Below are 11,970 nucleotides of genomic sequence, written 5' to 3' on the forward strand. Positions count from 1 at the left end.
GGGGACGTTTCCTGTCGGCCATCGACGGGGGTCGCGAGGGTAGCGATCGTCTCCGCTTCGACCGCTGTCGGTGCGGGGCGCAGTCCAACCCTCCAATCGCCGAGCTCATGCTCCGGTTGCCGGTCGAAATCGCCTGGACCGTGCCTGGCGCTCCGCATCGGGTTCCCGCTCGGGGGTTGGCGCCCGGGCTGGATGCCCGGGCCTGGGGAGTTCTTGCCGACTCGACCGAATCACACTGCCGGATACGTTTTCGCGCTCACCGACGCCGGAATCGGGGGCTATGTCCTTCCGGTGCGCACGACCGTGCTGGAGGCCGGGGATCCGGATGGCGGGCGGCGGCTCCGGGGCGACATCCCGCGGTATCTCGCGGTGGAGGATCTGCTGATGGAGTTGCTGCGTTATGGCCGCCCTCGGCGCGCGCGGCCGCCGGCGGCGGGGGCCCGTCCTCGTCGAGCGGCATCGCGTCCAACGTGAGTCGATGACACCGTAGGCCGACGACGCGACGGCAGGTTTTCCGGATTCCAATCCGAACAACCTGCCGTCGTCATTTGTGCATGACCTTTGGCTCGGCGTCGAATGGGGTGATGCCGCAATGGGTTTCGCGAATCAGTCGCATCGAGGCTAACTCATGATCGGGCCCATCGCACATGGAATCTGCTTTGGTGCAAGCGAATCCGTGCTTACAGGGCTCGATCTCGCACCTGTGCGAGGGGTTGCTCACCGGGTTGCCGAGCCTTGCGCGACCCGTGCGGCAGGTGCTAAAACGAGATTGGTTCCTGGACCGATCGTGGAAAACGGTTGGGATACAGGGTAATCCGACCACCCCCGTCGTGACGTCGATCTGACAAGCGTTGCGGCGCGAATGAAGGGGGGCAACCCCGTGGACATCGATGTCTTTCTGTCCGAGCCGGGACGCAGCGACGCGTGCAACGATGTTCGTAAGCTCATCGACAAACTCGACATCCAGTACATCTACGTGCAATTCGTGTCGGTGACCGGCCGTGTGGTCGGCAAGGGCATGCCGGCCTCGCGATGGGAGGAGTTGGCGAACCGGGGCGTGCAACTGGTGTACGGATCGGTGTCGAATGTCGCCACCGACCGACGCGGTCGCTACCTCGGATACGGCCCGGAAGCCTCCGAGCTGATCGCGATTCCGGAACCGGAGACCTTCGCCCAGCTACCGTGGGACGGCCGCGTCGCGCGGGTGTTCGCCCGGCTGTTCCGTAACCGGGAAGAACACGAAATGCCCGGCGCCGCACTGACTTCCGACTGCCGTGGCAATCTTGCGCAGCTGCACGACGCCTTCGCCGACCGGCACGGCATGCGGCTTCGGGTCGGCACCGAACCCGAGATGATGTGGCTGCGCCGTACCGAGGACAACGACCTGGTCGGCGTCACCAAACCGTACTGCTATCACGTCGACCAGCTCGAGGAGCTGCGCGATATCACCCTGCGGGTGCTTTCCTACGGCAGGGCACTGGGTCTGGACATGATCCAGGGCGACCACGAGGACGCGCCCGGGCAGCTCGAGCTGAATTTCCGGTTCGACGATCCCTTGCGCAATGCCGACCGGCTCCTCACCTACCGGCAGATCTGCCGTCAGGTGGCACGGGAATTCGATGTCATCGCCTGCTTCATGACCAAGCCGTTTCCGGGGCTGTCGGCATCCGGCTGTCATCACAATCTCTCGCTGTGGCGTGACGGCGACAACGAGATCGTCCCGGCGGAAGCCGAGACCACCATGCCCGCCGTGCGGAGCTACCGCGGCGGTGGCGTGAACCTGCTGACCGAAGGCCGATCGGCGGGCTCGAATCCGCAGCAGCTCAACGATATTGCCCAGCGCATGGTTGGCGGGATCGTCACGCATCTGCCCGCGCTCACCGCCCTCGGCGCGTCGACGGTGAATTCCTACCGCCGCCTGCTGGATACCGGGTTGTGGGCGCCCGTGGCGGCGGGCTGGGGATTCCAGAATCGCACCTGCGCGGTCCGGGTATCGGCGCCGGATCGGGTCGAGTACCGTACCGCCGATTCCATGGTCAACCCCTATCTGATGGCGGCGGGCCTGCTCGCCGCGATCGACGACGGCCTGCGCAACGACCTGCACCCCGGTCCGCCGACGGCCGCCAACAGCTACGACGGCACGCCGGACCCGCAGCGCAGTCTCCCGATGAATCTCGGTGCGGCACTGGAGGCACTCGACCGCGACGAGGTCCTGCGGTCGGCGCTGCCGGGCGATATGTATCGGGTGTACACCGCCCACAAACTCGATGAATGGGAACGATTCCTGGCGACGACCAGCGAGTGGGATTTCGACTTCTATCTCGACTACGTGTCGTGATCGTCCGTTCGGTATCGACACCGAGCGGCTCGCAGAGAAGAGGATACGATGACCTCATCAATTGATACCGAGCTCTTCGACGCCCTACCCACCGACCGCTTCGACAGCGACCCGGTGATCCTGCTGCCCGGAAAACCGACGGCAGCGCTCCCGCGGGAGATCGTCACCGGACTCGCCGAATTGGCCGAGGATTTCGACGATCTGGCCGACGACCGGTGGCTGAAGACGGAATACGCCTTCCGGAAGCGCAGATTCAGCCTCTTCGCGGCGGATACCGCCGAACGTCGCATCGACCTGCTGGAACACCGTGCGTTCTACCAGGATTCGGAGCTGAATCCCTATGCGGGCGGATTCGAGCGGAAATTCGAACCGCTCGCGGAGCGAACGAGGAGGAATCCCTTTCTGCATCAACTGATGTGGGACGTGCTCGCGGTGCTCCCGGCGGAGCGCCTGAGCGCGGCGCGGTACTGGGAGATCGGAGTGCACCTGATCCGGATCGTCGCGCAGCCCGGTAAACCCGGATATCCGGCGCCGGAGGGAATGCACCACGACGGACATGCCTTCACCTCGATTTCGCTCATCAACCGAACGAATGTGGCGGGTGGGCGCAGCCTTTTCGCCGATCTGGACGGCGTGGTGTATCGCAAACTCGAACTGGAGGCGCCGATCGACACCGTGGTGTTCGAGGATCCGCGACTGCTGCACGATGTGACACCGGTGACGGTGGCCGCCGACGCCACTGAAGCCGCCCGTGACGTGTGTGGCTTCTCGCTCAACCCGCTTCCCGCGGAGCAGCCCCGATGACGGAGATAGTGGCCGCATCGATACCACAGCTGCGTGCGGCGGGCACCCATCTGCTCGTCGATCTCATCGGCGCGAGCCGTCTCGACGATCCCGAATTGGTCGAGCGGACCCTGCGCGAATGTGTGCGGGTCACCGAGGCCTCGCTGCTGTACATCTATGTGCATCATTTCGGTGGCGCCGGCGGGGTCACCGGTGTCGCGGTGCTCGCGGAATCACACATCAGCATCCACAGCTGGCCGGAGTACGAATACGCTGCGGTGGATATCTTCACCTGCGGTACCACGGACCCGGAAACGGCGATTCCGGTGCTGGAAGCCGCGTTTCGTCCGAAACGTGCCACCGTCCAATGGATCAAACGCGGGCGTGCGGCATTCGTCGCGGGACCGAATGGCCAGTTCCGGTAGTTCGAAGGAGACATCATGACCGACGCATGGAGCCGCCGCGATCTCATGCGGCACGTATACGAGGGAATCTGGATCGGTGAACTCTGGAACCACGGTGATCCGGCGGGTGGCCGAGTGCTTGCCGAGGATTTCTTCGATCACCGCCCCATCGACGCGTTTCCGAATACGAAACCGGGACACGTGGCCATGGCCCTCGATTGGCACCAGGCCTTTCCCGACTTCAAGTTCGTCATCGAAGACGTGCTCATCGACGGTGACAAACTCGTTGCCAGATACAACTCCTCGGGCACGCATACCGGTGTGCTGTCGGGTGTCGCCGGGACCGGGCGTGCGGTATCGCTGACGGGGATCGACATCATGCGATTCGATGCCGACAATCGGCTCGCGGAGTGGTGGCACAACGAGGACATCTACGGTCTGATGCAACAGATTACGGAGTGACGCGTGGAAACGAATGCCGACCAGCGCCGGCACTTCGAACAGCTCGATGCCGTCGATCCGTTGTCCGACCTGCGGGCGCTGTTCGATCTGCGAGACGACCGCGTCTTCCTCAACGGGAATTCGCTGGGCCCGCCGCCGCGCGAAACCTGGGACCGGCTCGAGGAGGCCATGCGGCGCTGGCGCGACGACATGAACGCGGGCTGGTGGGATCACCAGTGGCTGCGACTGCCGGTCACCACCGGCGACCGGATCGGCCGCCTCATCGGCGCGGCTCCCGGCCAGGTGGTGGTGGGCGAATCCACCTCGGTCAACCTTTTCAAATTGCTGTGCGGCGCAATGGAATTGCAATCGCGCGCGGCCGGGGGAGCGCGGTCGGTGATCCTCACCGACCACGACAATTTCCCGAGCGATCTGTACATCGCCGACGGTGTGGCGCGATACGTCCGCCCGGAGGCGACGGTGCGCCGGGTGCCCACCGAGGAGATCGTCGATCACCTCGACGCGGACGTGGCGGTGGTGCTGCTCAGCCACGTCGACTACCGCACCGCGCGACTGTTACCGATGCGCCGGATCAACGAGCGCGCACACGCCTCCGGCGCGCTCGTGCTGTGGGACCTGTCGCACAGCGCAGGCGTCGTCCCCGTCGAGGTGGATGCCGCGGGCACCGATTTGGCGGTCGGCGCCGGATACAAGTATCTCAACGGCGGGCCGGGCGCACCCGGGTACATGTATGTCGCCGAGCGGCTGCTGCCCGGCTTTCAGCAGCCGATCACCGGATGGCTGGGGCACGCGCGGCCGTTCGACTTCACCGCCGACCATCGGCCCGATCCCGGGATAGCCCGCTTGACCACTGGTTGCCCGCCGCTGCTGAGCCTGCTCGCCCTCGATGCCGGGGTGCGGCTCACCGCACGGGCCGATCCACGGGCGGTACGCGCCAAATCCCGTGCGCTCGTCGCGGAATTCGTCGCATTGGCCGAGGCCCGGCTGGCCCGTTTCGGTGTCGAGGTGACCGGACCCGCCGACAGCGCACAGCGCGGCAGTCACGTGTCGCTGCGCTGTGCATCGGCCCCGCGTCTCGCGGAAGGCTTGGCGGCCCGTGGTTTCCATCTCGAACTGCGGCCACCGGACCTGCTGCGCTTCGGGCTCGCGCCGCTCTACATCCGGTATGTCGACGTCTTCGATTGCGTCGAGGCGCTCGAACGACTGCTCGCCGACGACACCGTCGGGACGGTTCAGGGCGGCCCGCGCCGATGACGGTTGTCGCGACCATCGGGGCCCGGCGGCGCTGGCTGGCGCTGACGGTGGTGCTGGCCGGTCAATTCATGGCCTCGATGGACACCACCGTCGGCAATATCGCAGCGCCGTCGATCCAGCGGGATCTGGGGATCGAGCCGGGCACGGCCGCGCTCGCCGTCGCGGCCTACACCTTGATGTATGCGAGCCTGCTGATCACCGGCGCGCGGCTCGGCTCCGATCGCGGGCGGCGGCGCCTGTTCCTGATCGGGATCGCGGTGTTCACCGTCAGCTCCGTCGTCACCGGCGCGGCGCCCGGCGCGATCGTGCTGATCGGAGCGCGGGCGGTGCAGGGTGCCGGCGCGGCAATGGCTGTCCCGCAAGCGATCTCGTTCATCCAGGCCGATTTCGTCGGCACCGCGCGGGCGCGGGCACTGGCCGCCTACGGTGCGATGATCTCCCTCGGCGCGACCGCGGGGCTCGCCTTGGGCGGCGCGCTCATCGGTCTCGATATCCTGGGGCTCGGCTGGCGGATCGTCTTCTTGATCAACCTCCCGGTGGGACTGGTCGTCCTGGTCGGTGCGGCCAGGCTGCTGCCCGCGATCGCGGTCGCTCCGCGGCGGCTCGACCTGATCGGGGTGGGCGCGCTGACCGTCGGCGCGGCGGCTGTCACCGGTGCGCTCGCGCTCGGCCCCGACACCGGGTGGAGCAGGCTCGACTGGGCGATCGCGGCGCTCGGCATCGCGGTAGTGGCGGCGTTCGTCGCGTGGCAGCGAATTCAACTGGCCCGCAATGGTTCCCCACTGTTCGACCTGCGCATCATGGCGGTGCCCGGCGTGCGGCCGGGTCTGGTCGCGCTGCTGCTGTCGGGTACCACCTACACCGGCGTCCTGTTCTGTGTCGCCGCCGATCTCCAGGACCATCACGGGTACGGGGCCGCGGCGGCCGGACTCGCGCTGGTGCCTTTCGCGGTCGGCTTCGGTGTCGGCTCGGCGCCGGGATCACTGGTGCCGCACCGGCGGCACCCTGCGCTGACCATCGTGGGCCTCGGGATTCTCGGCGCCTGCCTGATCGCGCTCGGCGCGGCCGATCATCTCCGGCCGAGCGCGGCGGGGGTGCTGCTGCTCGGGGCGGCCGGATTCGGCTACGGCGCCTGCTTCACGCCGCTGCTCGGATTGACGGTGGCGCACGTTCGCCCCGACCAGGTGCCCGATGCCACCGGTATCGCCACCACGACATTCCAATTCAGTTTCGTGCTCGGGGTCGCGCTCTTCGGCAGCGTCTACGCCGCCGCGGGCCTCGGGCGGGCGCTGGGGATCATGGGCACGCTCGCGTGCGTCGCGATCCTGCCCGCGGCGGCGATGTGTCCCGCGGACAGCCGAGCGGGCTAGTGGGTACGGAGTAGTTCGGCGGCGGTGATGCTTTCGAGTTGCCGGTGCCGGGTTTCGGGGCCGAAGGCGATGAGCGCCACGATGGCGAGAGCCAGCGGGACGACCCCGAGCACCGCGGTCACCCGGCTGGACGGGGCGGCGATCGCCATCGCGACGGTCGCGAGGATGAACACCCCGCCGGCTTTCGTCGCGCCCGCGGACAGCCCACTGCCCCGGGCGCGCACGACCGTCGGGTAGACCTCGGCGGTGTAGGCGGCGAGCACGGAGTTGAGGATGCTGATTCCCCAGACCGGGACGACGAGCAGGGTGTAGAGCAGCGCGTGGTTGTCGGCGACGTGGTCGCCGAGTATCGCGAAGGCGGCGAGCGCGGCGCTCATCAGGGCGCCGACCAGGATCACGGTCTTCTTGCTGCTCCAGAATCCGTACAACAGCGCGATCGGCACGCTGAGCGGGAATCCGATGATGGCGGCATTGCGGAGCACGATGCTGGCGTTGGCTTCGGAGAACCCGAGGCGTTGCAGATTCGACGGCATCCATTGCTGGAAGCCGTATTGCGTGGTGCCGATGCTGACCGCGAGCAGCACGATCGCCGCGGACAGGCCGAGGAAAGGGCCGGTGAACAATTGCGCCGATCCGCTGCGCAGCCGCTGCTCGACACTCGGTTCGGATTCGGTTTCCACGACTTCCGCGCCGTAGCGGCGCATGACCGCGCGGGCCTCCTCGGCGCGGCCGTGTTGCAGCAGGAATCGGGGCGACTCGGGAATCCAGCGGTTGAGCACGAGCAGAATCAGACCGGTGGGCAGCCCGATCAGCCACAGCAGTCGCCAGCCGAAATGCTCCGGCGACGCCCACGTCGCGGCGAGCCAGCTGACAATGATGTAGGCGCCGGCGATGTCGCTGCCGATGAGCACCATCATCCAGCCGCGATGCTTGCGCGGCACCGTCTCCGACAGCAGCGTGAAGGTGATCGGCAGCATGCCGCCGACACCGAGCCCCATGATGAAACACGTGACCAGGTTCATCCAGTACTCGGGCATGGTGCCGCAGCAGGAAGTCGCGATGAAGATGACCGCGCTGAGCAGGATCGAGGCGCGGCGGCCGATCCGGTCACCCAGCCATCCCCACAGGAACGACCCGGCCATCGTGCCGCCGATGCCGGAGAGCGGGTAGAGCCCGATCGGCAACGCGTGCGCGTGCGGGTTGAGCGGGCCGCGAAGGCCGTATTCGCTTGCGGCGCCGGGCGTGAGGAAGGCGAAGGCGACCGGCTTCATCACGTCGATCGTGATCGCGACGGCGATGACTGCGAGCAGAGCGATGTGCGCGGGCCGGATGGGGGCGTCGTCGAGTGGTGCCACGCTGATCTGGCTCGAGTGGAGGCCGGCCGGTTGCCTGCGCGGGAAGAGGCTGTAGGCGGTCCATCCCACACCGATGACGGTCAGGGCCATGCCGATGGCCATCTCTCCGGTCACCGGCATGCCCGCCAGCTGGTAGTGCATCGACCGCGCCGAATAGAACATCGGCAGCTGGAGCAGCACGCCGAGGATCGTGAGGCCGACGCCGATCCGGAAGGCGGCCGGATGCTCGTAGGAGGCACCGTCGAAACGCCTACCGCGCTTCAGGCGCGTGCCGGACATAGTGGCGGTGTATCGTTGTGCCGCACGTGAATTCATTCAGCATCCTCCGAAACCCGGTGTGAACGAACGTGACTCATGCCACGAAGCGATCTTGTGGCCACACGGACCTCACCGCATCCCCCCAATCGGGTGGGCCTCGAATAGTGCTGTGTTGCAGTGTTTCTCGATGCTCACAGTCCGGTAGCAGATGCTGGGCAGAGTGACCGAAGTCACTTTCGGGCGGTGTCCGGTTAAACCGAACGTTGGTAGTTTTGGTCTTGGAACGAGACTGATTAACTTTGGGAGTTGACCCATGGGCACTGAGTCGGAGTTATACGGAGCGGTCGGACCGACCGCGATCGAGTCGCCCGGATCGGTGCCGGACATGTTTCCAAACATGCAGCGCCCCATTGTATTACGCCACATCAGGCTGGTGTTGGCATCCGATTCCCCGTACGCGCGTGAGGAATTCGAGGAGACCGTCACCACGGGCGCACAATTCGAACTGGCGGGCACCTGTAGCTGGCGCGAGGTGCTGCCCTGCTGTGAGCGGCTGCGCCCGGATCTGGTCGTGCTGGACGGGTCCGTCGAGCCCGCGATCGGCTGGACGGGCATTGTCCGCCGATTGCGCGAGCTGGACCAGGACTCGAAAATCGCTCTCCTGCTGGGCGGTGCGGAGGGTGAGGAGAGTGTCGAGGAGCTGGACGCGGTGCTCTCGGCGGAGTTCGGCATCACCGCGATCCTCGAGGCGCTGCAGGTGCTGGTTTCGGGTGCGGTGGTATCGGTGGGCCCGCGCCCGGCCGTTCCTCATGACGACGATCTTGTTTCGTATTATGATGCGCGAGAACGCGTTTCGGCATTGACCAGCCGGGAGCGGGAGATCCTGCTGCTGATCACCGATGGTCTGTCGAATCGAGCGGTCAGCTCCCGATTGCGCATCAGCCCGGACACCGTCAAAGAGCACGTGAGCCGGATTCTGGGAAAGCTGGAGGTGGCGAGCCGACTCGAAGCCGCAGTGGTCGCGGTGCGCGCGGAGTTCGGATAGGACACACTACCGGGAAGAGAGGCTCGATCCGACATGACTGCCGTATCGGATTTCATTCGCACCGAAACCATTACCGGACCGGCGGCGTGGGTGCCCGATGACTTCTCCGACCCGAGTCTGTGGACCATCTCGATCACCGCCGACGACACCGCCGAATTGTTCGCCGCGCTCGGACATGCCCGGAGTACCGGCAAGGAGATGCGTGATATCACCCGGTCGGATTTCCCGCTCGACGGTCTGGCGCGCAAGCTCGCCGACGTGTCCCGCGAACTCGTGTTCGGCCGGGGATTCGTTGTGCTGAACGGGTTCCCGATCGGCGATGACATCCCCCGCGCCGATGTCGAGCTGATGTACTGGGGTCTGTGTGCGCATCTGGGGATCGCGGTGACGCAGAACGGGTTGGGCGAGATCATCGTCGCGGTGAGGAACTACCGCAATGGCGGCTTGTCGAACACGGCCACCCGCGGCTACCAGACGAACGAGCCGCTGCCGTTTCATACCGACAGTCCCGATATCGTCGGATTGTTGTGCCTGACGTCGTCGGGCGAGGGTGGCGTCAGCAGCCTGACGAGTTCGATGACGATCCACAACGAGTTGGTGCGCAATCATCGTGAGCTGCTCGGCCTTTACTACGCCGGGTTCTACTACGATCGGCGCGACGAACAGGCCAGCGGTGAACGGCCGTACTACCGAAATTCGGTCTACGCCTGGCACGACGGGATTTTGACCTGCCGGTACTACCTGCGCCAGTTCATCGAGTCCGCGCACCAGTGGTACGGTATCGAGGTGTCAGCGGTGGAACGACTGGCGCTGGACACCTTCGAGGCGATCGCGAATCGGCCCGAGTTCAAGCTGAACATGCAGATTCGCCCCGGTGACATCCAACTACTCAACAACAATGTCGTCGTCCATGCGCGCGACGCATTCGTCGATTCCGCCGAGATCTCGCGGGAGTTGTTGCGGCTGTGGCTGAATCCGTTCGACGCCCCGACCCCGCCGCCCGGCCATGCGGCCTTCCGTGAGGGCATGCCGTTGAAGCGGTCGTGAATTCCTTTGCGCCATCACAATTTCTGGAACCTCAGGCCCGGCCCGGGAACGGCGACGATGTCCGGCGTGGTGAGCGGGGCGCCGCAGGCGTCGCAGGTCAGCGTGATGTGCGCCTGGCCGGTGCAGTGGCGATGGTTGAAGTACATGGGAAGGCCGTCCGGCGCCATGTAGCGGTCGCCCCATTCCCGGAAAGCCATGAGTATAGGCAGGATTTCGTGACCCTTCTGGGTCAGGCGGTATTCCTCGTAGGCGCTGTTCGGTTGCTTCTGTTTGGTGAGGATGCCGTGCTCGATGAGCCGGTCGAGCCGATCCTGCAGGCGACTGCGCGAGATTTCGAGCGCTGCCTGGAAGGCGTTGAAGCGGCTGACCCCATTGAGGGCGGCCTTGAGTATCAGCAGCGTCCAGCGGTCGCCGAGTACCACCAGCGGCCGGGTGATGGAGCAGGGGACATTCTCGAGCTCTTCGTATCGCATGGGGGACATCGTATCGATCGATCGGTTTCAAATTGAGATCAGAGCTGCTACTATCTGGTCTTGATTCGAGACCAGATAGTGGGGGCACTGCGGCTTCGAATGCTGATCGGTTCGACATACCTATGTCTTCAAGGGGGTATCAGAAATGCTCGGGCAAGCGAACTTTGGACTCAGCTGTGGGCCTAGAACCTTTTTCCGGTTGCCGCACAGGGAGATTCAGCAGGTGGAATTCGGGGACGGCGCCGATGTGATGATCCTGGGTGTCCCGGTCGACGGGATGGCGGGCTATCGCGGCGGGGCACGCTTCGGACCGGATGCGGTGCGTTCGGCCAGCGCCTATGTCGATTACGAAGGTCGGGTGCGGAATCTGGTGGTGGGCGATACCGTCACCGTCGTCGACGGCGGCGATGTCGACATCACCCCGGGAAACCACGCGCAGACCCTGGAACTCATCGAGAAGCATATCGATCAGCTGCATCGGGCCGGGATACTGCCGGTCCTCATCGGTGGCGATCACAGTCTCGCGGTGGCCGAATTACGTTCCGCCGTCAAGCAATACGGCCCGATGTCGCTGGTCCAGTTCGCCGCGCACGGCCGCGCGGAGTCGCCCGCCACGGTGCGTGCGCTGGGTGAGGGATTGATCGATCTGCGCACCAGTGTGCAGATCGGCGTCCGGGGCACCGGCGCGATGAACGATGAGGGCGGAAGCGACTTCGGGATGCGGACCGTCACCACGGACGAGGCGCTGGCGCTCGGCCCGGCCGGCGTGGCGCGCGTGATCGCCTCCGTGGTCGGCGACCGGCCGGCGGCGCTGTCGTTCGGAATCGACTTCGTCGACCCCGCCTTCGCCCCGGGCACCTCGGCGCCGGAGGTGGGTGGGCCCTCGTCGGCCTTTGCCCTGGCCACCCTGCGCAGAATGCGGCCACCGAATCTGAAGACGGTATCGCTGGTGGAGATGTCACCGCCCTACGATCATGCCGATATCACCGCGCACCTGTGCGCCGCGGTACTGCTCGAAATGCTGGGGCTGACCGCGGATGGCAAGCGGTGTCGCATCGGTGAGCCGGTGGAGGCGGGCTGACCCCGTCGGCCGGGCGCGAATTCGCAGCCGGTGCCGGCGCCCACCCGATCGGGGGGATGTCGATCGCCCGCAGTGTGTTTAGGATTTCTTTTCAAGCGGG

11 protein-coding genes are annotated in these 11,970 nt (G+C 65.9%); 9 read left to right on the forward strand and 2 right to left on the reverse strand.

Annotation, left to right across the window (positions count from 1 at the left end):
• Nucleotides 1–880: 880 nt before the first annotated feature.
• From ACIRRA_RS04750 to ACIRRA_RS04775, 6 genes are read left to right on the forward strand one after another with little or no spacing between them, the layout of a single operon-like run.
• On the forward strand, nt 881–2,338 hold the full coding sequence (locus ACIRRA_RS04750; protein ID WP_402763081.1) for a glutamine synthetase family protein: 1,458 nt from the start codon (nt 881–883) through the stop codon (nt 2,336–2,338).
• 48 nt (nt 2,339–2,386) lie between these two features.
• Nucleotides 2,387–3,142: a 2OG-Fe dioxygenase family protein gene (locus ACIRRA_RS04755; protein ID WP_402763084.1), complete on the forward strand. Its 756-nt coding sequence runs from the start codon at nt 2,387–2,389 to the stop codon at nt 3,140–3,142.
• Entirely contained in the window at nt 3,139–3,546 is a 408-nt protein-coding gene (speD, locus tag ACIRRA_RS04760; protein ID WP_356998190.1) for an adenosylmethionine decarboxylase, read from the forward strand. The genes ACIRRA_RS04755 and speD overlap by 4 nt, the downstream gene beginning before the upstream one ends.
• Before the next feature lie 15 nt (nt 3,547–3,561).
• Complete coding sequence (locus tag ACIRRA_RS04765; RefSeq protein WP_402763087.1) at nt 3,562–3,987, forward strand: ester cyclase; 426 nt, start codon at nt 3,562–3,564, stop codon at nt 3,985–3,987.
• A gap of 3 nt (nt 3,988–3,990) precedes the next feature.
• On the forward strand, nt 3,991–5,241 hold the full coding sequence (locus ACIRRA_RS04770; RefSeq protein ID WP_402763090.1) for a kynureninase: 1,251 nt from the start codon (nt 3,991–3,993) through the stop codon (nt 5,239–5,241).
• Complete coding sequence (locus ACIRRA_RS04775; protein WP_402763093.1) at nt 5,238–6,611, forward strand: MFS transporter; 1,374 nt, start codon at nt 5,238–5,240, stop codon at nt 6,609–6,611. Before ACIRRA_RS04770 ends, ACIRRA_RS04775 begins: the two co-directional genes overlap by 4 nt.
• Here ACIRRA_RS04775 and ACIRRA_RS04780 read toward each other — a convergent pair.
• Entirely contained in the window at nt 6,608–8,245 is a 1,638-nt protein-coding gene (locus ACIRRA_RS04780; RefSeq protein ID WP_402763096.1) for an MFS transporter, read from the reverse strand. The genes ACIRRA_RS04775 and ACIRRA_RS04780 overlap by 4 nt on opposite strands.
• Before the next feature lie 376 nt (nt 8,246–8,621).
• Between ACIRRA_RS04780 and ACIRRA_RS04785 the strand changes: the two genes are divergently transcribed.
• Nucleotides 8,622–9,269: a LuxR C-terminal-related transcriptional regulator gene (locus ACIRRA_RS04785; RefSeq protein ID WP_402763098.1), complete on the forward strand. Its 648-nt coding sequence runs from the start codon at nt 8,622–8,624 to the stop codon at nt 9,267–9,269.
• Nucleotides 9,270–9,302: 33 nt separating this feature from the next.
• Nucleotides 9,303–10,316 (forward strand): TauD/TfdA family dioxygenase, encoded by a 1,014-nt coding sequence (locus ACIRRA_RS04790; RefSeq protein WP_402763101.1) that lies wholly within the window; start codon nt 9,303–9,305, stop codon nt 10,314–10,316.
• 14 nt (nt 10,317–10,330) lie between these two features.
• Here ACIRRA_RS04790 and ACIRRA_RS04795 read toward each other — a convergent pair whose 3' ends face one another.
• Nucleotides 10,331–10,789 (reverse strand): winged helix-turn-helix transcriptional regulator, encoded by a 459-nt coding sequence (locus tag ACIRRA_RS04795; protein ID WP_402763103.1) that lies wholly within the window; start codon nt 10,787–10,789, stop codon nt 10,331–10,333.
• Between the two features lie 223 nt (nt 10,790–11,012).
• On the opposite strand from ACIRRA_RS04795, the gene ACIRRA_RS04800 reads away from it, so the two are divergent.
• Complete coding sequence (locus ACIRRA_RS04800; RefSeq protein ID WP_402763105.1) at nt 11,013–11,870, forward strand: arginase family protein; 858 nt, start codon at nt 11,013–11,015, stop codon at nt 11,868–11,870.
• Nucleotides 11,871–11,970 lie beyond the last annotated feature (100 nt).

Origin of the sequence: Nocardia sp. NPDC101769, from assembly GCF_044766925.1 — a bacterium.
Classification (GTDB): Bacteria; Actinomycetota; Actinomycetes; order Mycobacteriales; family Mycobacteriaceae; genus Nocardia.

Bases quoted from the DNA above. Each gene is read 5' to 3' on its own strand.
- ACIRRA_RS04755 (WP_402763084.1), top strand. From the start codon at position 2,387: ATGACCTCATCAATTGATACCGAGCTCTTCGACGCCCTACCCACCGAC.
- ACIRRA_RS04795 (WP_402763103.1), bottom strand. From the start codon at position 10,789: ATGCGATACGAAGAGCTCGAGAATGTCCCCTGCTCCATCACCCGGCCG.
- ACIRRA_RS04790 (WP_402763101.1), top strand. From the start codon at position 9,303: ATGACTGCCGTATCGGATTTCATTCGCACCGAAACCATTACCGGACCG.
- speD (WP_356998190.1), top strand. From the start codon at position 3,139: ATGACGGAGATAGTGGCCGCATCGATACCACAGCTGCGTGCGGCGGGC.
- ACIRRA_RS04775 (WP_402763093.1), top strand. From the start codon at position 5,238: ATGACGGTTGTCGCGACCATCGGGGCCCGGCGGCGCTGGCTGGCGCTG.
- ACIRRA_RS04785 (WP_402763098.1), top strand. From the start codon at position 8,622: ATGCAGCGCCCCATTGTATTACGCCACATCAGGCTGGTGTTGGCATCC.
- ACIRRA_RS04780 (WP_402763096.1), bottom strand. From the start codon at position 8,245: ATGTCCGGCACGCGCCTGAAGCGCGGTAGGCGTTTCGACGGTGCCTCC.
- ACIRRA_RS04765 (WP_402763087.1), top strand. From the start codon at position 3,562: ATGACCGACGCATGGAGCCGCCGCGATCTCATGCGGCACGTATACGAG.